Raw genomic sequence first — 19,307 nt, 5'->3', positions numbered from 1 at the left:
CGGACATGAGCGCATCAAGCACGCAGCGGAAGGAACGGCCTGCCGAAGCCGACCACACCAGGCCCGGCCGGTATTGGAGCGGCCCCCTGGGGCATGCCGCACAGCGTGCGGCACAGATCCTGCTGATCCTGGTGCTCGTGTCCGTGTCCGTGTACGGGCTCCGGCAGATCACGCTGGTGGTGATCCCTGTCCTTCTTGCCCTCATCCTTGGGGCGGCGATCGCTCCCTTCGTGAACTGGCTGCGTCGTAAGGGATGGCCCAGTGCACTGGCGACGGGGTTATCCTTCCTGCTGCTGCTGGCGATCTTCGGCGGCCTGGTGACGGGCATTGTTTTTGCCATTCGCAGCGAGTGGTCTTCCCTGGTGGACCAGGCAGTCCAGGGCTTCGACAAGCTCTATGACTTCATCCTGAACGGCCCCCTGCCGATCGATGACAACATGCTCAGGGACGCCCGGGACGCGGCGATCGATTTCGCCACCAGCAGTACCGTCAGTAACGGGGCAATTGCGGGCCTGTCAGCAGCGACGTCCTTTATCACCGGATTCCTCCTGATGGCCGTGGTGCTGTTCTACTTCCTGAAGGACGGGGACCGGATCTGGGCGTTCTTCCTGCGGTGGTTCCCCGAAGACCGGCGCGAAAAGGCCCGCATCTCCGGCTTCCGGGTCATGGAAGTCCTTGGCGGCTACATCCGGGGCACCGCCATCGTGGCGCTGGTGGACTCGGTCTGCATCGGTGCGGCCCTGTTCATCCTGCAGGTCCCGCTTGCCCTGCCACTGACAGTGATCGTCTTCGTCGGTTCCTTCATTCCGCTGGTGGGCGCAACGGCGGCCGGAGTGTTCGCCGCCCTGATTGCGCTCGTAGCCAACGGCCCCGTGGTGGCGCTGGTGGTGGTGGTGGTGATCATTGCCGTGAACCAGATCGAAGGAAACTTCCTGCAGCCCGTGGTGATGGGTAAATCCCTGAGCATCCATGCCCTGGTCATCCTCCTGGCCCTGACCGCCGGAACCATCCTGGCCGGGATTATCGGCGCCATCCTGGCGGTACCCATCACGGCCGTCGGCTGGGCGGTCATCAAGGTGTGGACCGGGGAAGACAACGGTGAGGACATCGAGGAGCTGGCTGAGATCCCTGATCCCGAGGAACAGCCCGAAATGGAATCCGCGGAGAGCTGACGCGTGAAGGCCCTGCCCGTAGAACCTACCAACGCGCCGGTTGCCATCGGCGTGCGCATCCGTGCCGCCCGGCAGGCCCGCAGGATGACCATTGAACAGGTGGCCGAGGCAACCGGCCTGACCAAGGGCTTCCTCAGCCGGGTGGAACGGGATCTGACCTCACCGTCCGTGGCGTCCCTGGTGACGTTGTGCCAGGTGCTCTCGATCTCCATCGGAGACCTCTTTTCGCCCCCCCAGATTAATCTGACCCGCTGGGAGGACGCCCCGCGGATCAGCCTGGGCGGCGACGGGATTGTGGAACGCCTGGTCACGGCGCGCACCGAGCGCCGGGTCCAAGTGGTCCGCTCCGTCATTGAACCCGGCGGTACCGGAGAGGCAGACCTGTATTCCGTGGACTGCGAAGTCGAAGTGCTGCACGTGGTTCAGGGCCGTTTCCAGCTGATTCTGGGCAGCGAGAGACTGGACCTGGCTGCCGGGGATACTGTCACCTTTCCCGGCAGGGAACCGCACTCCTGGCATAACCCCGGCAGCGGGGAGGCCGTAGTGCTGTGGACCCTGGTTGGACCCGGCAGCGCGTAAAAGCGCGTTCCACTGCCGGGTCGGCGCTGGGTACCTTCCGCCTGGACCCGGGCCGGAGGCTGTCCCGGCCTGCTAGACCCGTGCCGGCTCAGCCGCGGCCGTAAGGTCTGCCAGGTAGCTGAGCGCACCGGACAGGTCCCGGCCCGCAGTCCGGTAGCCAACGTAGCCGTCCGGGCGGATGACCAGCAGTTCCGGACGGCGTGAGCTCAGGCCCAGGCGGTGGAACGCGAGGCCGCTGACATCCTGGATGATGCCGGGCCCGCCGGCGATCAGCCTGCTGCCTGTCATCAGCTGCTTCACGTGCAGCAGCCCGGCCAGGCGGGGCAGTGATGCCTGGATCTGCTCGGCGGCGTCCTGCGGCCATCCCGGGCCGCAGAGCAGCACCGTGAAGCCCGGCGCAACCGCGAGGTCCTGAAGCCGGCGTTCGCGGCCCTGGTGGATCACATCGGCATCCGGCATCCGGTCACCGGGGCGCGGACCGGAGGCCAGCAAACCCGGCAGGCGGGAGGTGCCGGACTGCACCATGTCCGAGCCGCGGTAATTAACGTTCAGCTGCGACATGGTCCGGAAGAGGCGGGAACGCAGCCCGTCCCAGTCCATGACCTTCGGGGCGAGCGCGGGCAGAAGCTTGGTACGCGGCAGTTTCGCCAGGCCGCTGCGGCTGGTGGCGAGCTTGAAGATCCGGTCCGTCGCGGAGACCACATCCCGGCCCACGGGCCGCCGCTCGGCGTCGTAGCTGTCGATCAGGTCATCGCTGGCCAGGCCCCGGGAGCCGAGGGCAAGTTTCCAGCCAAGGTTCAGTGCGTCCTGGATGCCGGTGTTCATGCCCTGCGCCGCCACGGGGGAGTGCACGTGCGCGGCATCGCCAGCCAGGAACACGGAACCCCGCTGGAAGTACTCCGCCACCTGGTGGGAAAGCCGGAAGGTGCTGATCCACTGCGGATCGCGTACCTGCAGTTCTCCGCGGGTGAAGGTGTCGGCCAGCTTCTGGAGCGTCTCCAGGGTGGTTGGCGAGTTGTCCCCGCGCGGTTTGATGCCAATCATCCGCCAGGTGGCCGGGCCGCCGAGCGGGAAGAGGAAAAGGAAGCCGTCCTCGGTGGGGTAGGAGTGCACGGTGTCGGGCTCCGCGCCGTCAACCTCGACGTCCGCCAGGATGAAGGTGTCCGGGTAGGCCGTACCGCGCCAGTCCATGCCGGCCTTCGCGCGCACCGTGCTGTTGGCACCGTCCGCTCCCACCACATAACGGGCGCGGATGCGTTCGATGCCGCGGTCCATGCGCTGGATCTTGGCTTCCATGCCGGCAAACGGGTCTTCCGGGTCCAGGCGTTCGAGGTCCTGGAGCTCGGCGCCGCGCTCAATCCGCACCCGGCGTGAGAGCAGGTACTGCGTGAGGATGCGTTCGGTTTCCGTCTGGGAGAGGAACAGCAGCTGCCGGTAGGCGGAGTCCTCGAGCCCGGAATCGAAGAGGTCCACATTCAGGGTTTCCTCGGGCAGGTGCAGCTGCAGCTGCCGTGCCGGGTGGCCCGCCGCGGCCAGTTCATCACCAATACCGAAGGGGCGCAGTGCTTCGAGAGTGCGCGGCTGGATGGCAATGGCTCGCGACTCGGTACCCGGTGTCTGCCGCCGGTCAATAATGCGGAAACTGGCGCCGAAAGCGCTGAGCTGGGCGGCCAGAGCCAGGCCGGTAGGGCCGGCGCCGACAATCAGGACGTCGACGTCGAAGGAAGGGTCTGCGCTGTTATCGTGGGCCGCCATGCTCTCAGCCTAGTCTTGACCCTGAGCGCAGTTCCACTTTAGCCTTTCGGTAAACTTTTGATTACCTACAGATAACAGGGGTGCGGGCAACGACGCCCGCGCCGGATCCGGAGAACCCCATGGACAACCTTCCCCGCGTCAGCGCCAACGGCAACACCGGTCCGGTGGATGCTGCGCTGGTTCCGCGCTACGCCGGCGCTGCCACATTTGCCCGGCTGCCCCGGCTGGACCAGGTGGGGCGCACCGATGTGGCCGTGGTGGGTGTGCCTTTTGACAGCGGCGTTTCCTACCGGCCGGGCGCACGGTTCGGCGGCAACCATGTCCGGGAAGCAAGCCGCCTGCTGCGCCCCTACAATCCGGCGCTCGACGCATCACCGTTTGGAAACCTGCAGGTGGCGGACGCCGGTGACATGGCGGTGAACCCGTTCAGCATTCATGAGGCCATTGAGACCGTGCAGCAGAACGCCCTGGACCTGACCGGCGGCGGGACGAGACTGCTGACCCTGGGCGGGGACCACACCATTGCCCTCCCGCTGCTCCGTGCCGCTGCAGAACGCGCCGGGACCCCGGTGGCCCTGCTGCACTTTGATGCACACCTGGACACCTGGGATACCTATTTCGGCGCCGAATACACACACGGAACCCCGTTCCGCCGGGCCGTGGAGGAAGGCATCCTGGACACCGACGCCCTTTCCCATGTGGGTACCCGGGGACCCTTGTATGGCAAAAAGGATCTCGAAGAGGACCGACGATTCGGCTTTGGCATCGTGACGTCCTCCGACGTCCTCCGCCAGGGGGTGGATGAGGTGGTGGCGAAACTGCGGGAGCGGATCGGCGACCGGCCGCTCTATATCTCCGTGGACATTGACGTCCTGGACCCGGCCCACGCCCCGGGAACCGGCACTCCCGAAGCCGGAGGCCTGACCAGCCGGGAACTGCTGGAGATCCTGCGCGGACTGCGCGGACTGAACCTGGTGGGGGCCGACGTCGTCGAAGTCGCCCCCGCCTACGACCATGCCGATATCACCGCCGTGGCGGCCTCGCATGTTGCCTATGACCTGATCACCCTGATGGGGCTTTCCGCATGAGCGCCGGAGCCGGCACCGCACCTGCCCGTAACGGCGGCGACCTGGTGGTGGAAACACTCGAAGCCCTGGGCGCCACGAAGGTGTTCGGGATTCCCGGCCAGCACGCGCTGGGACTCTTTGACGCCCTGTCCCGCTCGCGGCTGGAGTTCATTTCCTCCCGGGTGGAAAACAACTCAGCCTTCGCAGCCGACGGCTTTTCCCGGGCCACCGGACAGGTGGGGGTGGTCTTCCTGTCCACCGGCCCCGGGGCACTGACCGCGCTGGCGGGGCTGCAGGAAGCCTATGCCACCGGTGTACCCCTGATTGTGGTGGCCAGCCAGCTGCCGATCGAGGGGCTGGGTGCCCGACGGAGGGGCATGCTGCACCAGCTCGATGACCAGAAGGCCTCCGCTGCCAACGTCACCAAGAGCCAGCGGCTGATCCAGCACGCTTCCGGCATTCCGTCCGCCATCCAGGATGCCTGGACCGAGGCCATCTCCTCCCCGATGGGTCCGGTGTGGATCGAGGTGCCGCAAAACGTCCTGCTGAATCCCGTGCTGGTGCCGGCGGTGGAGGACGCCCTGGCCGAGCCATTCGACAATCCTCCGCGCAGTGAACTGGTGAAGGAAGCCGTTCAGTGGCTGTCCGGTGCCCGGCGTCCGGCCATTATTGCCGGCGGGGGAGTGCGCCGCAGCGGGGCCGGGCAGTCCCTGCTCTCGATCGCCGAGAAACTCCACACGCCGGTGATCTGTACCCCGGGCGGTAATGGTGCCTTTCCCTGGGAACATCCCCTGTCCCTGCAGTCGTGGATGGAGGACCGGCATATGACCGACCTGCTGGAGGACGCTGACGTGCTGCTGGTCATCGGGTCCTCGCTGGGTGAAGTGACCTCCAATTACTTCACCATGGCACCGCGCGGCCGGATCATCCAGATCGACGCCGAACCGCGGGTGCTGGAGTCCAACGCACCGGCCCTTGGCATCCGCGCCGATGCACGGCAGGCACTGGAAGCACTTGACGCTGCACTGCCTGCGGCCGCAGCCGAACTCCCGGACTGGCACGGACAGACCGCCCGGGAGGCGGTCGCCGCGGCCCTGGGCCGGGTGCAGGCACGGCTGGACGCACAGGACCTCGCCCTGGAGCGCCGGTTTATGGCTGATATCCGGGCCGCCGTTCCGGATGAAATGCAGACCTACTGGGACATGACCATTTCCGCGTACTGGGCCTGGAGCTGCTGGGACGCCCGGTCCGGGCAGTTCCACTCCGCCCAGGGCGCCGGCGGACTCGGGTACGGCTTCCCCGGGGCCATCGGCGGGGCCCTCGGCCTGGGGGAGCGGGTGCTGGCGGTGTCAGGAGACGGCTCCGCGATGTACTCCATAGCCGAGCTGGCCACCGCCCGGCAGCACGACGCCGCCGTGACCTGGCTGATTGTCGACGATGGCGGGTACGGGATCCTGCGCGAATACATGGAGGACGCCTTTGGCAAGGCCACGGCAACGGAGCTGGCGCGGCCGGACTTTGTGAAGCTCGCCGAATCCTTCGGGGTTCCGGCCCGCCGCTGTTCACCCGCAGGCATCCGTGAAGCCCTCGAGGAGTCCTTCACGGCGGAGGGCCCCAACGTTGTGGTGGTGGAGGCACGGATAGGACTTTTCGCCCCTACCCATCTGGCATAGCGTTCCACGGCGTTTAGTTAGTTGACCTAGTCAAATTCCGGCGTATAGTTGCCTAGGTCAACTATCGATCCGTCCGGAGGAATCCCATGCCCGTGCAGCAGGCAACGGCGGAAGACCTGACCCGCAAAGTCTTCGCCCTTCAACGGGCCCTGCGGTGCGTCACCCAGCTCAGCGCCGACAGCGGCGGACCCGGGGTGGCATCACAGGGCGTCATGCGCATGATTGCCGAAGACGGTGAACTGCGGGCCACCGAGCTCGCAGCCAAACTGGGCATCGGGCCGGCCGGACTGAGCCGCCACGTCGCCGAGCTGGAAGAGCTTGGCTATGTCCGGCGCCGCCCGCATCCCCAGGACCGCCGTGCCTACCTCATCAGCCTCTCCGAACTGGGGGAAACAGTCCTGGCGCAGGCCCTGGCACACCGGGCAGCCATTCTGCAGCAAACCCTCTCCGACTGGACCGAGGAGCAGGCCCAGACGGCATCGAACTCTATCGGGGCACTCTCCGACACTCTCTTTTCTTCCTTCCGCACCGCCGGTACGTCCCGTTCAACACCTGGCGCGTCCGATTCCATGCCTACTCCGCAGGAGCAAACAGCTAAGTGACCGAAACCAAGACAGCAAAGACAGCCAGGACAAAACACGTACCCGGCGAGATGAGCCACCGCCAGATCCTGCAGGCCCTCACCGGCCTGCTCGCAGCCCTCTTTACGGCAATGCTGAGCACCACCATCGTGGCCAACGCACTGCCCACCATCATGGGTGAACTGCATGGAACCCAGACGGACTTCGCTTGGGTGGTCACCGCGGCGCTGCTGGCCAACGCGGTGAGCACGCCGATCTGGGGCAAGCTCGCTGACTTGTTCAGCAAAAAGCTGCTGGTGCAGCTGAGCATCGTGGTCTTCGTGGCCGGTTCGGTGCTGGCCGGGTTCTCGCACAACATGGAGCTGCTGCTGACGGCCCGCGTGATCCAGGGCCTCGGCATGGGCGGACTCACGGCACTGGCACAGGCGATCATCGGATCCATCATTCCGCCGCGCGAACGCGGCCGGTACTCCGGCTACATGGGTGCCGTGATGGCCGTGGCCACTGCGGGCGGCCCGCTGCTGGGCGGCTTCATTGTGGACAGCCCGCTGGGCTGGCGCTGGACCTTCTTCCTCTGCGTTCCCCTCGCCGTCGTCGCCCTGGTCCTGCTGCAGATCACCCTGCGCCTGGAGCACGTGCGGCGCCCGGCACGGATCGACTGGCTGGGCTCCATCCTGCTCACCGCAGGAATCTCTCTGCTGCTGATCTGGGTCTCCTTCGCCGGCAAGGCCGGCTACTACGAGTGGTGGTCCTGGGAAACGGCCGCCATGGTGGGCGGCTCGGTGGTCCTGCTGGCCCTGCTGGTGTTCGTTGAGTCCAAGGTTCCCGAACCCATCATTCCGCTGAAGATCATCTCCCAGCGCACCACCGCCCTGGCCATCATCGCCTCCGTGGCCGTGGGCATCGCCATGTTCGGTTCCACCACCTTTCTCGGCCAGTACTTCCAGCTGGCCCGCGGCTTCACCCCCACCGAAGCCGGCCTGCTGATGCTGCCCATGATTGCCGGCAACCTGCTCGGGTCCGTGGGATCGGGCCTGCTGATCACCCGGTTCGGCAAATGGAAGCGCTACCTGATCATCGGTACCCTTCTGGTCATCCTCGGTACCGGGCTCGCGGGCATCATTGACCACGAAACCGAGATGGTCCTGGTCAGCCTGTTCATCTTTATCCTCGGTGTCGGCATGGGCCTGCTGATGCAGAACCTGGTCCTCGCCGTGCAGAACACGGTGAAAGTCACCGAAGTCGGCTCCGCCAGCGCCTCGGTGGCCTTCTTCCGCACGGTTGGCGGCGCCATCGGCGTCTCCGTCCTGGGTGCCGTGCTGTCCAGTTCGGTGAGCAACCGGGTCACCCGGGAACTAACGGATGCGGGCATCCCGACCGAGGGCGGCGGCACCACGGCCACCCTGGACATCGCGGAGCTGCCGGAGCAGGTGCAGACGTTCTTCCGGATCGCGTATGCCGAAGGAACCGCTGACATCTTCCGCATCGCAGCGGCCGTTGCCGTGATCGCTTTGGTGGCTGTGCTGTTCATCAAGGAACAGGCGCTGCGCCGGACGCTGGACATCAAACCGACCTCGGCCAGCCCGGTGGAACCGGGCCTGACCGGAGGCAGCGAAATGCTGCAGACCGGCGCCATGGCCGCGGTTCCGGCCGCCCGCACAGCGGAAACGGAGGCTTCCCGGCAGGCGGCCCACGCCGGAAACGCGGGCGACGGACAGACCCCGGGCGCGAGCCCGAAACAGTAAGGCGGGAAGCGCGCCGGCACCTACTGCATGGTGAACCGGCGCGCCACTGCTCCGGCCAGCGCCGGGCTGCGGAACATCCGTTCCAGGCCGGCGTTGCGCAGGGCCATCACCCCCACAGGCAGGGGGCGGCCCAGCATCATGTTTACCCGGGCCTGGGCTGACGCCACCACCGCATCGCGGCGGCGGTCCCGTTCAAAGCCCCGCAGCCGCGTGCCGACCGGTTCGCCCTGCAGGGCAGCGGCGATCAGCGGTGCCACGGCCGCCGCGTCCAGCCAGCCCAGGTTCATGCCCTGCCCGCCGATGGGACTGATCACATGGGCCGCATCACCGATCAGCAGCGTCCGGCCCCGGACCAGGCGTTCGGCGCGGCCAATCCGCACCCCGAAGGCGCTGAGCATCGAGTTCCGCGTTGCGTCCAGCCGGTGCCCGGTGCGGTGGCGCACCATGGCCGCCAGATCAGCGGCGGAGGCATCTGTGGCCAGCGCATCGGTATGCACCACCCAGCGGCGCAGGCCTCCGGGCAGGGGGAAGGACTCAACTATGCCCTCCGGTTCCAGATACAGCACGCCCAGCGAGCCGTCGGACGTGTCATCGGGAAAGTCGCCCATCAGATAGGTATCCGGAAGCAGCCGCGAGGACCACGGTGTCCCCAGGGCGGTGCGAATGGAGGAGCGTGCACCGTCGGCGGCCACCAGCAGTGAGGCCGTGGAAGTGAAGGCGGATCCCTCGTCTGCGGTACCGTGCACGCGCACCGAGGGGCCGTCCTCCTCGAAGGATTCGACGCGGGCCCCGCGGACCAGGGCCTGCGGGTCCAGTGCCTGCAACCGCTCCTTCAATAGTTCCTCGGTGCGCACCTGCGGCAGGGTGAGGACATACGGATAACGGGCCGAAGCAGCGGCGAATCCCAACCGGGCAACTGTCCGTCCCGCGCTGCGTGCCTCGCCGTGGCTGATCTGCACCCCTTCCCGGGCCATGGCCCCGGCGATCCCGGCCAGGGCCAGGGATTCCAGCGCCGGGGGATGCACCCCGATGGCCCGCGAATGCGCGCTGCGTACCTGACGCTGTTCCAGCACCTGGACCGACACCCCTGCCTGAAGCAGCAGGATGGCCAGGTACATTCCCACCGGTCCGCCGCCCGCGATCACGACGTCGGCAGCAGGCCGCGGCACGAGGGGCGGCGGCGCGTCCGGCAGTGGGGATGGGATGGCCGTGGAAGCCGGGGCTGTCGCCACGCGGATCACGCCTCCTTCGACAGGCCGGGGACCCGTCCGGGCGGCGGACAGAACAGCAGGTTCTGCCAGGGGCGGTGCTGCCGTCCCTGCCAGCCCGGCGGAGTTACCATGAGCAGTTCCTCCCGGGTAAAGCTGCGCCGGATCGAGGTCAGTCCGTCTGCGCGGATGAACGAGCCGGGGAAAAAGGGCAGGGTCCCGATGGAGAAGAGGGCATACGCCCAGGGGTTGCGTTCAATGTCGCTGTGCAGGCTCAGGTGCCGGGCCAGCTGCCGTGAATCCGCCAGCAGGGCCTGCATTTGTTCCGGGGTGAGGTGGTGCAGCATGTGGTTGGAGATCACCACATCGAAAACCTGCCCCTCAGCCACCAGATCGGAGCTGAAGGCCTGACGGAAGGTCAGTCCTTTGACCGCCGGCCGCGCGGAAGCGAAGGCGTGGGCCCGGGGATCGGGGTCAATCCCGGTGATTTCCACGTCGAGGCCGTCCCGCCGGGCCCAGCGGGCCAGGCTGCGGGCTACGTCCCCGCCTCCGGAGCCGATGTCCAGCAGGCTCCCGCCACCCGCTTCACGGAAGAGGGGGCGAAGGTAGCGGACATAGTTGCGCCGCCACCCGGAGACCACCGCATTGATGAGCCAGAACTGGGCATAGGTTCGCTCGAGGCGGCGCGGGTCGGCGTCCGGGCGGTCCATTTCCTCCACCGCGTCCACCGCCCGCTCTGCCAGGGACGGAAAGCCAGGCGTCATACGGCCGCAGGAACGCCCAGCGGCGCCGCCCGGTCCGCCTGCTCTGCTGAACCGGGCTGCACCGGTCCGCCAACGCGGGTGAACAGCCCCGTCTCCACCGTGAGTCCGGGCCCGAAGGCCATGGAGCAGATCCGCTCATTACCGCCATTGAAGGGCAGCTCCAGAATGCGTTTGAGCACAAACAGCACGGTGGCGCTGCTCATGTTTCCTACCGTGCGCAGGGTTTCCCGCGCCGGGAGCAGCTGCTCCTCGGTGAGTTCGAGTTTGGTCTCCACCTTGTCCAGGATGCTGCGTCCGCCCGGGTGGATGGCCCAATGCTCAATGTCGCTGTACGGGCGGCCGTTGACGGTCGGGTCGTGTGCCAGCAGCGGCTCAAGTGCCCCGACAATGTGATCGTCGATGATGTGCGGAACGTAGGTGCCCAGCACCATCTCAAACCCCTCGTCGCCGATGTTCCAGGCCATGGCTTCCTCGCCGACGGGCGTGAGCACGGTTTCGAAGTGGTCCAGCCGGATGGCCGGACCGGAAGCGGGGAGGTCTTCGCGGGCAGTGATGATGGCCGCCGCCGCGCCGTCTGCGAAGAGCGAGGACCCCATGATGGCATCCGGGTCATTGGAGGTGCGCACATGCAAGGAGCACAGTTCGGCGCTGACCACCAGCACCACGGCGTGGGGATCGGCGTCGCAGAAGGATTTGGCGGCCCGCATCGCCGGGAAGGCCGCATAGCAGCCCATAAAACCGAGGTGGTAGCGCTGCACCGAGGCGTTCAGGCCCAGCGCCCGGACCACCTTGTAGTCCGGTCCCGGGTTGAAAAACCCGGTGCAGGAGACGGTGATGACATGGGTGACGTCCGCCGCGGCAATTCCGGCGCACGCGTCCAGGGCCTTCGCGGCGGCTTCAATAAACAGCTTGGTGGCCTCGACCGCGAAAATATCGTTGCGGACCTTGGTGCTGGGACTCAGCAGCAGGCCGCTGCGGGCATCATAAAACTTAGGGTGTTCCGAGGTGTCATTGAGGGAAAGCTCGGCCAGCGCGGTGCGCCGGGTATCGATGGCAGCGGAATTGAAACAGGTGCGGACCAGCCGTTCGCCCAGCCGGGTCAGCCCCGGCTGCGCGGCGAACGTATCGCGGACTTCATCCTGCACCAGAACAGTGGGGGGAATTGCAGTTTCCAAGGACCTGAGGGTAACCGTCATAGTCCATTCTTAGGGGATGGTGATCTTCCGCACAATGCCCGGTGTCCCCTGACGGTTGCCCGAGGCTACCGGTTTAGCGGCTCCAGCAGGCCTTTTTCCACCACCAGTTCCACGGACAATGTTTTGTATCCCGTGGACTCGAAGAGAACCGTTACCGTGTCATTCTCGTAGCTCATCACGACGCCGGGTCCCCACTCGGCGTGCGTCACGGCGGACTGGAGCGGGAAAGGATCCTCCATTTCCCCGGTGCTCGGCGCTGCGTCCTCCACGGCCTCACCTTCGGCGGCAGCCCTGTCGCAGTTGTCGCAGTTGCCACACGGTTCGGGCAGTTCCTCGCCGAAATAGCCAAGCAGGAACTGGCGGCGGCAGCCGGAGGTCTCGGCATACTGGCGGGCCATGTCCACCCGGGACTGGTCAATGTTCTCGCGGCGTTCGGCGTAGTCCATGGCGGCCGCCACCGCATCATTGGGTGCCATTTTGCGTGCCTTGTAGCCGCGTTTGGACATGCTTACGGCGCCGGCTTCCTGCAGCAGGTTCAGCAGGCCGGAGAGCCTTCTGCCGCTGACGCCCAGCTTCTGCGCGAGCTGCGCGAGCTGCGCCTGCTTGATCGGGCCTCGTTCGGCGCGCAGTGCCGCCAGCAGCTGGCGCAGGGAACCCTCATCGGGGCGTTTGCTGGCGAAGAAGCGGCGCAGCCCCAGGTCCTCCGGGCGGTAGTGCAGTACGGCGGCCGACGGCAGACCGTCCCGCCCGCCACGGCCGATCTCCTGGTAGTAGCTGTCAATGGAATCCGGGATACCGGCGTGCACCACGTAGCGGACATTGGGTTTATCGATCCCCATGCCGAAGGCGGTAGTGGCTACCACCACGTCCAGCTGGTCATCGAGGAACTGCTGGTGGACCTCTTTGCGTTCTCCGGCGGGCCGGCCGGAGTGATAGGGCGCCGTGCGCAGGCCCGCCATGGCCAGGTCCGCCGCGTATTGCTCCGTTTCCTTGCGGGTTGCCACGTAGACCAGCCCGGGATGGGTGAGTTCCGTGACGCTCTGCATCACTGCGCGGCGCTTGTCCTCGGCTTCAACGTGCATATGGACGGCCAGGTGCAGATTGGGCCGGTCGAACCCCTGGGCAATCAGGAACGGGTCCTTGAGCTGGAGTACCTCGGCGATCTCGGCCCGGACCGGGGGAGCGGCGGTGGCCGTCAGCGCCACGACGGGCCGGCCCAGCGCCTGCGCCAGCCCGCCGAGCTGAAGGTAGTCCGGCCGGAAGTCATGGCCCCAGGTTGAGACGCAGTGCGCCTCGTCAATCACGAGGATGGAAACATCCAGGCCTTTGAGCCGGTCCGAGACCTCCTGGCGGGCCAGCTGTTCGGGTGCAAGGAAGAGGAACTTGGCCCTGGTGTCCTCATTCCGGTCTTCGGCGGCAGCCCAGGCGGCATCAATGCTGCTTTGGGGCTGGCTGGAATTCAGGACGTAGGCGCGGGTGGCGCCGGCGGCCGCGTTGATCCCGTCTGCCTGGTCGCGCTGGAGTGCAATCAGCGGCGAAATGACGACGGCGATGCCCGGCAGGGTGAAGGCGGGCACCTGGTACACGGCGGATTTACCGTGTCCGGTTGGCATCACACAGAGGACGTCCCTGCCCTGTGCCACGGCGGCCATGGCCTCCAATTGTCCTTCGCGCGGGGTGTCCCAGCCGAAGATCTCCGACGCCGTCCTGATCAGGTCTTCCCGCGTGATATTCATTCATGATCCTTCAGGCGTACCGGGCCGGCTCCTGCCGGCGTGAAGTAATCAGCTTACTGATGACGGGTTCCGGATGCGATTCGGCTGCGCGGCCGGGACCATTGGTACCACTGCCGGCAGAGCAGCACAATCAGCACGATTTCGACGGCGGCCCCGCCGTAGTACATCACCAGGGCGCCCTGTTCCGCGGCTGCCGGCTCAATGCCCGGCGGCGGGTCAGCGTAGATGCCTTTGGCCAGGATGTTGTGGGCGGCAATGGAGAGGATCAGGACCACGGCACGCAACCGGTATCCGGCCCGGTGCGGTGACGGGTCCCGGCCAATGATCGAGGCGGTGAAGAGGTATCCGGCGGCCAGCAGATGGAAGGTGACCAGCCAGTGCACCGGCATGGAGTCCTGCATGGCATCCAGCAGCCCGGTGCGGAACATCAGGATCATGCCCCCGGTATTCAGGACGGCGGCGGTGACGGGATTGCCGAGGAAGCGTACAAACCCGCTTCTCAGCAATCGGGAGAGCCGGCGTGCGGGATAAACATCGAGAGTCCGCAGGGCCAGGGTGAAGGGGCGCGAGAGGACCAGGAGCAGCGGCGAAACCATACCGGCCAACAGGTGGGAGAAGCTCAGCACGGCGAAATCGGTATGTGAGAGTTCGGCCAGGGGATTCAGCACGGTCGCCAGCACTGCGGCTACCCCCAGGGTGAAGAACACCGTGCGGTGCCAGGGCCAGCTTCCGGACCGGGGCGAGAGCGCTCCGGCCCAGTACGCCACCAGCGCCACTACGGCGGGAATGAAGAAAAGCGACTCCGCCGGGAATCCGCCCTCACCGTGGCTATGCATCGGTCCTGGCGTCCGCGGCCGGGGGAACCGCAGCACGGGTACGCCACAGCAGCACGGCTCCGGAGAGCATCAGCAGCACGGCCACCGCGTTCCACACCGTGTCATACACCAGCAGGTCCACCTCGTAGCGGATCTGGTGCAGCCCCATGAGCTTGTGCTGCACCGTCCCGTCATACAGCTGGAAGGCTCCGGCGCCCAGCAGAACCCCGCCGGCCCAGCGCTGCAGGATGACCTCGTGCCAGCGGCGCAGATCCGCGAACAGGAACAGCCCGGCCACCACGGCGAACCAGCCGAAGGCGTGGAACAGGCCGTCCGAAAACAGCCCCGCTGCAGTAGTGGACCGGTCATAAAAGTGGTGCCACTGCAGTAACTGGTGAAAAACCACCTCGTCTACGAAAGCAGCCACCCCGATGCCGAAAAGGGCTCCGGAAAGGAGGTTGCGCCGCCGGGGGGACCGTGATGGAGGAAGCGGAGAAGCCATGTTTCGAACATAACACCGGGCCCCGCACACCCGCAGGTCCGCCAGTGACAAGGTCCATCCCGGCAGCAAGGATGGAGGGATGTGGATCGGCGCGCTGGAAGTAGACCTGCTGCTGGGGGACGTGCACTCGCTGAAGGGCAAACGCTCACTCGTCCGGCCCATCCTCGCCGAGCTGCGGCGGAAGTTCGATGTTTCCGCAGCAGAGGTCGGGTCACTGGACCTGCATCGCAGGGCTGCCATCGGCGTGGGCGTGGTGGCCGCGGACCGTACGCATGTGGTGGATGTGCTCGACGCCGCCGAACGGCTGGTCGCTGCCCGGCCGGAAGTCCAGCTGCTGAGCACCCGGCGCCGGCTATTCACGGCAGAGGACTAGCCGACCGCGGCCCGACCTCGCCACGGTGGAGGCAATGGGGAACAATTGGGCGGGTGAGTCTTAGCGCAGCACCCGCCCCCGCCCCTTCCGCTCCCGATGCCGAGGTCATTGCCCAGCTGGCTGCCGAATTGGGGGTGGCGCCCTGGCAGGTCCGTGCAGCAGTTGAACTGCTCGACGGCGGGGCCACCGTTCCCTTTATTGCCAGGTACCGCAAGGAAGTCACCGGCACCTTGGATGACGCCCAGCTGCGCGAGCTCGATGAGCGGCTGCGGTATCTGCGCGAGCTGCAGGACCGCCGCCGGGTCATCCTGGCGGCCGTGGAAGCGCAGGGGAAACTGACCCCCGAACTGCGTGCCGCCGTCGTCGCCGCCGACACCAAGTCCCGCCTCGAAGACATTTACCTTCCGTACCGCAGCAAGCGGCGGACCAAGGCCCAGACCGCACGGGAAGCCGGGTTGGAGCCGCTGGCCGATGCCCTGCTGGCCGACCCGCGGCGCTCCCCGGAGAAGGAAGCCGCGGCCTATTTGGGCGACGGGGTCCCTGATGCCGCCGAGGCGCTCGCCGGTGCCCGGGCCATCCTCGTTGAGCGCGTCTCCCAGGACGCGGACCTGCTGACCGAGCAGCGGGAGAAGCTCTGGCGGCAGGGTCGGATGCGCTCGCAGGTCCGCCCGGGCAAGGAAACCGAAGGGCGCAAGTTCACCGACTACTACGACTTTTCCCAGTCACCGTCGGGGATGCCCTCACACCGGGTACTGGCACTGTTTCGGGGCGAGAAGGAAGGAATCCTGGAACTGAGCCTGAGTGAAGGAGACCCGGCCGACGCCGAGGCCCTCGCAAAGGCCCGGGCCCGCTATGAACGGTCCGTAGCCGCGCGGCTGGGCGTGGCGGACCGGGGACGTCCGGCGGACGCGTGGCTGGCGCAAACCGTGCAGTTGGCCTGGCGCCGGATCCTGGCCAAACTTTCCGTGGACCTGCGGGTCCGCCTGTTCACTGACGCGGAGGCTGAGGCCGTACGGGTGTTCGCGGCCAACCTGCGCGATGTCCTGCTGGCTGCCCCGGCGGGCAACCGGGCCACCCTCGGGCTCGACCCCGGGCTGCGGACCGGCGTCAAAGTGGCGGTGGTGGACGGCACCGGCCAGGTGGTGGCCACGGACACCGTGTATCCGCACGCTCCGGCGCGGCGCTGGGACGAGGCACTGGCGACACTTGCCGGACTGGTCCGGCAGCACGGCGTCGAACTTATTGCCATTGGCAACGGCACCGCGTCCCGCGAGACGGACAAGCTGGCCGCCGAACTGATCCGGATGCTGCCGGCAGGCACGCAGGTGCGGAAATTGGTGGTGTCCGAGGCGGGGGCATCCGTGTACTCAGCCTCGGCACTGGCTTCCGCTGAGCTGCCGGGCATGGACGTGTCGCTGCGCGGGGCGGTGTCCATTGCCCGCAGGCTCCAGGACCCGCTGGCAGAACTGGTCAAGATTGATCCGAAATCCATTGGTGTGGGGCAGTACCAGCACGACGTCACACCGGCCAAACTCGAGCGGTCCCTGGACGCGGTGATTGAAGACTGCGTTAATGCCGTGGGCGTGGACCTGAACACCGCCTCGCCCGCGCTCCTGACCCGGGTGGCCGGCGTCGGCCCGCTGCTCAGCGAAAACATTGTGGCGTACCGCAACGCCAACGGCCCGTTCACCCGGCGCCGGGACCTGGTGAAGGTGCCCCGGCTGGGTGCCAAGGCCTTTGAACAGTGCGCCGGCTTCCTGCGCGTCACCGGCGGGAGCGAACCGTTGGACGGGACCAGCGTCCACCCGGAGTCCTACCCCACGGCCCGGAAGATCCTGGCCGCGGCCGGGGCCACCATGAGTGCGGCAGGTGCCACCCTGGACGGGGTTGATCCGGCAGCTTTTGTGGACGGTACCGTTGGCCTGCCCACGGTCCTGGATATTCTGGCTGAGCTGCGCAAACCCGGCCGCGACCCACGCCCGGCCTTTGAAACGGCAACGTTCTCGGAGGGCATTGAAAAGATCTCGGACCTGCGTCCGGGGATGATCCTGGACGGTGTGGTCACCAATGTTGCGGCCTTCGGTGCCTTCGTGGACGTGGGAGTGCACCAGGACGGCCTGGTACACATCTCCGCCATGTCCACCAGCTTTATCTCCGATCCCCGCGAAGTGGTGAAATCCGGGCAGGTGGTCAAGGTCAAAGTGCTGGAGGCGGATCCGGAGCGCAAACGCATTTCGCTGACGCTCCGGCTCGACGACGACGCCGAGGGACCCGCGGGCGGCCGGCCGCGGCGTCTGCCGTCACCGGCAGCACCGGCAGGCAGCGCCGGAACCAAGCGATCCGTTCGTCAGGCCCGGTCCGACGCTGGGAAGCCGCCGGCCAAGGCGGGTGTGGGGAAGTCTGCCCGGGGAGGCGACAGCAAGCCGGCCAAAACCGGGGCGCCGTCGTCGTCCGCGTCCACCCCCGCCGCGAAGGCTGGCAGGGGCGGACCACAGACCACGGTTCCCACCGGTGCCATGGCCGACGCCATGCGGGCTGCCGGGCTCCTGAAATAGGGCGGTGCCGGGCTCAAGGAGCGGTGCCCGGCACAGGACTGCGCCCGGCCTGCGTGCGGAAGAGCTAGTCGGGGTTGCCGGGCCGATCGGCCGCTTCGGCTTCGTCCGCCTGATCCGGTGAGGCAGGTACGGTGCCCGCGGCATGGGTGCCCTGGTCCTCGCGGATGTTCCCGGCCGAGTGCGAAGAGCTTCCCGGCCTACGGGGTTCTCCGGTGGGGCCGGGCTGCGGTGCGCTCGGACCCAGCGGGTCCTCGGCGTCGTTGGCTGGTCCGGTGGGTTCAGTAGTCACGGTGTCCTCTCGGTGATGCTTGCTTCTTCTGGAAAATCAGTTGCGGCCGATCAGCGTGCCCAGCAGGCTGCTGTCCAAGGCCGCCAGCAATGCGCGCGGATCCTCGTAGACCTCTTCGGCACCGGCCTCGCGCAGTTCGGCTTCGCTGGTACCGCCGCAGGTCAGTCCGATGGTAGGGATGGAGAGCTTGCTTGCCGCTTTCACGTCCCAGACGGAGTCGCCCACAAAAACGGTGTCTGCTGCGTCCAGTCCGCCCGATTCCAGTGCCGCCTCCAAAATGTCAGGGGAGGGCTTGCTGGCCTCGGCATCGCCGGAGCTGGTGGCGCCGCTGATGGCCGAATCGGCGTCGATCACGGTGCGCAGGAACCCGAGCTCAGCCTCCGAAGCGGAGGAGGCCAGCACCACGGTCAGGTCCTTGCCGGCGCAGGCCTTAAGCAGGTCCCCCGCGCCGTCGAACGCGCGCAGCGAAGGCCACCAGGTGGAGAAGATGGCGCCGTGGGTGCTGTCGAGCTTTTCGTCCTCCTCCTTGTTGCGGTCCTCGCCAAGGAGGTGTTCCACGAGTTTGTCCCCGCCCATGCCAATGCCGCGGTGGATGGCAGACATGGGAACGTCATGTTCCATCCGGCGGAATGCCTGCCACCAGCAGACCGCGTGCAGATAATTGGAATCCACGAGGGTGCCATCCACATCGAAAAGGACCCCGCGCTTGCCGTTGCCGGAACTGCTCATAGCTTGCCGCCTTCGTTATCCGTAGTGCCTGTGCCTGCTCTCGAGTCTAGTGCCGGGGCCGGGAACTCTGCCCGTCCCGGCGGGCCCAGGAAGGCGCGAAGCTGCCGTTCCACCACGCTCAGTTCCTTGAGCTCACATTCCCACACCACCAAAACCTCCCAGCCCGCCGCCTCAAGGACGGCCCGGGCAGCGGCATCCCGTTCCACCGTGCGGTTTCGCTTCGCGGACCAGAACGCGCTGTTGGTTTGCGGGGCATGCTGCCCGGCCCGGCAGGAGTGGACATGCCAGAAACAGCCGTTGATGAACAGGACTTTTCGGCGGCCGGCGAACACCAGGTCCGGCTTCCCTGGCAGACGGGCGGGACCGTAGCTTCCGTGCAACCGGAACCGATATCCGGCGGCATGCAGGAGGCGGCGGACCAAAAGCTCCGGTTTTGTGTCCTTGCCCCGGATGCGGGACATGTTCCGGCTGCGCTGCTCGGGAGTGAGGATGTCGGCCATGGTCCCAGTCTAGGAAAAGGTCACGATTGGGTTTCGCGCTACCCGGATTGGCTGGAGGGGATTTCCAA

General features: G+C 66.9%; 18 protein-coding genes. 8 read left to right on the top strand and 10 right to left on the bottom strand.

Translation table 11 applies throughout. From position 1 onward, the window contains the following. The first annotated feature begins 5 nt into the window (after positions 1-5). Both QWJ37_RS14215 and QWJ37_RS14210 read left to right on the top strand, forming a co-directional pair. Positions 6-1,172 carry an AI-2E family transporter gene (locus QWJ37_RS14215; protein WP_290245672.1) on the top strand — a complete coding sequence of 389 codons (1,167 nt, stop codon included), beginning with the start codon at positions 6-8 and terminating at the stop codon, positions 1,170-1,172. Positions 1,173-1,175: 3 nt separating this feature from the next. After that, a complete protein-coding gene (locus QWJ37_RS14210; protein ID WP_290245671.1) occupies positions 1,176-1,751 on the top strand; it encodes a cupin domain-containing protein in 576 nt (191 codons plus the stop codon). A gap of 72 nt (positions 1,752-1,823) precedes the next feature. Here the strand turns inward: QWJ37_RS14210 and QWJ37_RS14205 are convergent, their stop codons facing one another. Next, the gene (locus QWJ37_RS14205; protein WP_290245670.1) at positions 1,824-3,506 is read right to left on the bottom strand and encodes an FAD-dependent monooxygenase; all 1,683 of its coding nucleotides are present in this window, start codon (positions 3,504-3,506) and stop codon (positions 1,824-1,826) included. A 119-nt stretch (positions 3,507-3,625) separates the two neighbouring features. Between QWJ37_RS14205 and speB the strand changes: the two genes are divergently transcribed. The 4 genes from speB to QWJ37_RS14185 all read left to right on the top strand — a co-directional run bounded on the left by speB (position 3,626) and on the right by QWJ37_RS14185 (position 8,572). Next, positions 3,626-4,594 (top strand): agmatinase, encoded by a 969-nt coding sequence (gene speB / locus QWJ37_RS14200; protein ID WP_290245669.1) that lies wholly within the window; start codon positions 3,626-3,628, stop codon positions 4,592-4,594. After that, complete coding sequence (locus tag QWJ37_RS14195; protein ID WP_290245668.1) at positions 4,591-6,246, top strand: thiamine pyrophosphate-binding protein; 1,656 nt, start codon at positions 4,591-4,593, stop codon at positions 6,244-6,246. Before speB ends, QWJ37_RS14195 begins: the two co-directional genes overlap by 4 nt. Before the next feature lie 86 nt (positions 6,247-6,332). Continuing rightward, a complete protein-coding gene (locus tag QWJ37_RS14190) occupies positions 6,333-6,848 on the top strand; it encodes a MarR family transcriptional regulator (RefSeq protein WP_227905599.1) in 516 nt (171 codons plus the stop codon). Positions 6,849-6,898: 50 nt separating this feature from the next. Further along, the gene (locus tag QWJ37_RS14185; protein WP_290245754.1) at positions 6,899-8,572 is read left to right on the top strand and encodes an MDR family MFS transporter; all 1,674 of its coding nucleotides are present in this window, start codon (positions 6,899-6,901) and stop codon (positions 8,570-8,572) included. Between the two features lie 20 nt (positions 8,573-8,592). Here QWJ37_RS14185 and QWJ37_RS14180 read toward each other — a convergent pair whose 3' ends face one another. The 6 genes from QWJ37_RS14180 to QWJ37_RS14155 all read right to left on the bottom strand — a co-directional run bounded on the left by QWJ37_RS14180 (position 8,593) and on the right by QWJ37_RS14155 (position 14,793). Further along, complete coding sequence (locus tag QWJ37_RS14180; protein WP_290245667.1) at positions 8,593-9,804, bottom strand: NAD(P)/FAD-dependent oxidoreductase; 1,212 nt, start codon at positions 9,802-9,804, stop codon at positions 8,593-8,595. A 5-nt stretch (positions 9,805-9,809) separates the two neighbouring features. Continuing rightward, positions 9,810-10,544 (bottom strand): class I SAM-dependent methyltransferase, encoded by a 735-nt coding sequence (locus QWJ37_RS14175; protein WP_290245666.1) that lies wholly within the window; start codon positions 10,542-10,544, stop codon positions 9,810-9,812. Continuing rightward, positions 10,541-11,740: a type III polyketide synthase gene (locus QWJ37_RS14170; protein WP_290245665.1), complete on the bottom strand. Its 1,200-nt coding sequence runs from the start codon at positions 11,738-11,740 to the stop codon at positions 10,541-10,543. The genes QWJ37_RS14175 and QWJ37_RS14170 overlap by 4 nt, the downstream gene beginning before the upstream one ends. Before the next feature lie 65 nt (positions 11,741-11,805). Then, complete coding sequence (locus QWJ37_RS14165; RefSeq protein ID WP_290245664.1) at positions 11,806-13,476, bottom strand: RecQ family ATP-dependent DNA helicase; 1,671 nt, start codon at positions 13,474-13,476, stop codon at positions 11,806-11,808. A gap of 53 nt (positions 13,477-13,529) precedes the next feature. Then, a complete protein-coding gene (locus QWJ37_RS14160) occupies positions 13,530-14,312 on the bottom strand; it encodes a cytochrome c oxidase assembly protein (protein WP_227905589.1) in 783 nt (260 codons plus the stop codon). Continuing rightward, positions 14,305-14,793, bottom strand: coding sequence for a DUF2243 domain-containing protein (locus tag QWJ37_RS14155; RefSeq protein WP_227929176.1), 489 nt, complete (start codon positions 14,791-14,793; stop codon positions 14,305-14,307). The genes QWJ37_RS14160 and QWJ37_RS14155 overlap by 8 nt, the downstream gene beginning before the upstream one ends. A 79-nt stretch (positions 14,794-14,872) precedes the next feature. Between QWJ37_RS14155 and QWJ37_RS14150 the strand changes: the two genes are divergently transcribed. Both QWJ37_RS14150 and QWJ37_RS14145 read left to right on the top strand, forming a co-directional pair. Beyond that, positions 14,873-15,166 carry a DUF503 domain-containing protein gene (locus QWJ37_RS14150; RefSeq protein WP_227905584.1) on the top strand — a complete coding sequence of 98 codons (294 nt, stop codon included), beginning with the start codon at positions 14,873-14,875 and terminating at the stop codon, positions 15,164-15,166. A 53-nt stretch (positions 15,167-15,219) separates the two neighbouring features. Then, on the top strand, positions 15,220-17,721 hold the full coding sequence (locus QWJ37_RS14145; protein WP_290245663.1) for a Tex family protein: 2,502 nt from the start codon (positions 15,220-15,222) through the stop codon (positions 17,719-17,721). 64 nt (positions 17,722-17,785) lie between these two features. On the opposite strand, the gene QWJ37_RS14140 is transcribed toward QWJ37_RS14145, so the two are convergent. From QWJ37_RS14140 to QWJ37_RS14130, 3 genes are read right to left on the bottom strand one after another with little or no spacing between them, the layout of a single operon-like run. Next, complete coding sequence (locus QWJ37_RS14140; RefSeq protein ID WP_227905580.1) at positions 17,786-18,010, bottom strand: hypothetical protein; 225 nt, start codon at positions 18,008-18,010, stop codon at positions 17,786-17,788. Between the two features lie 36 nt (positions 18,011-18,046). Next, positions 18,047-18,739, bottom strand: coding sequence for an HAD family hydrolase (locus QWJ37_RS14135; RefSeq protein WP_290245662.1), 693 nt, complete (start codon positions 18,737-18,739; stop codon positions 18,047-18,049). Continuing rightward, on the bottom strand, positions 18,736-19,239 hold the full coding sequence (locus QWJ37_RS14130; protein WP_290245661.1) for a very short patch repair endonuclease: 504 nt from the start codon (positions 19,237-19,239) through the stop codon (positions 18,736-18,738). Before QWJ37_RS14130 ends, QWJ37_RS14135 begins: the two co-directional genes overlap by 4 nt. Between the last annotated feature and the right edge of the window lie 68 nt (positions 19,240-19,307).

Origin of the sequence: Arthrobacter sp. YD2 (assembly GCF_030410475.1) — a bacterium.
GTDB lineage: Bacteria > Actinomycetota > Actinomycetes > Actinomycetales > Micrococcaceae > Arthrobacter_B > Arthrobacter_B zhangbolii.
The sequence above is the reverse complement of the archived record's forward strand: the minus strand, read 5'-3'. Positions and strand labels throughout refer to the sequence as shown.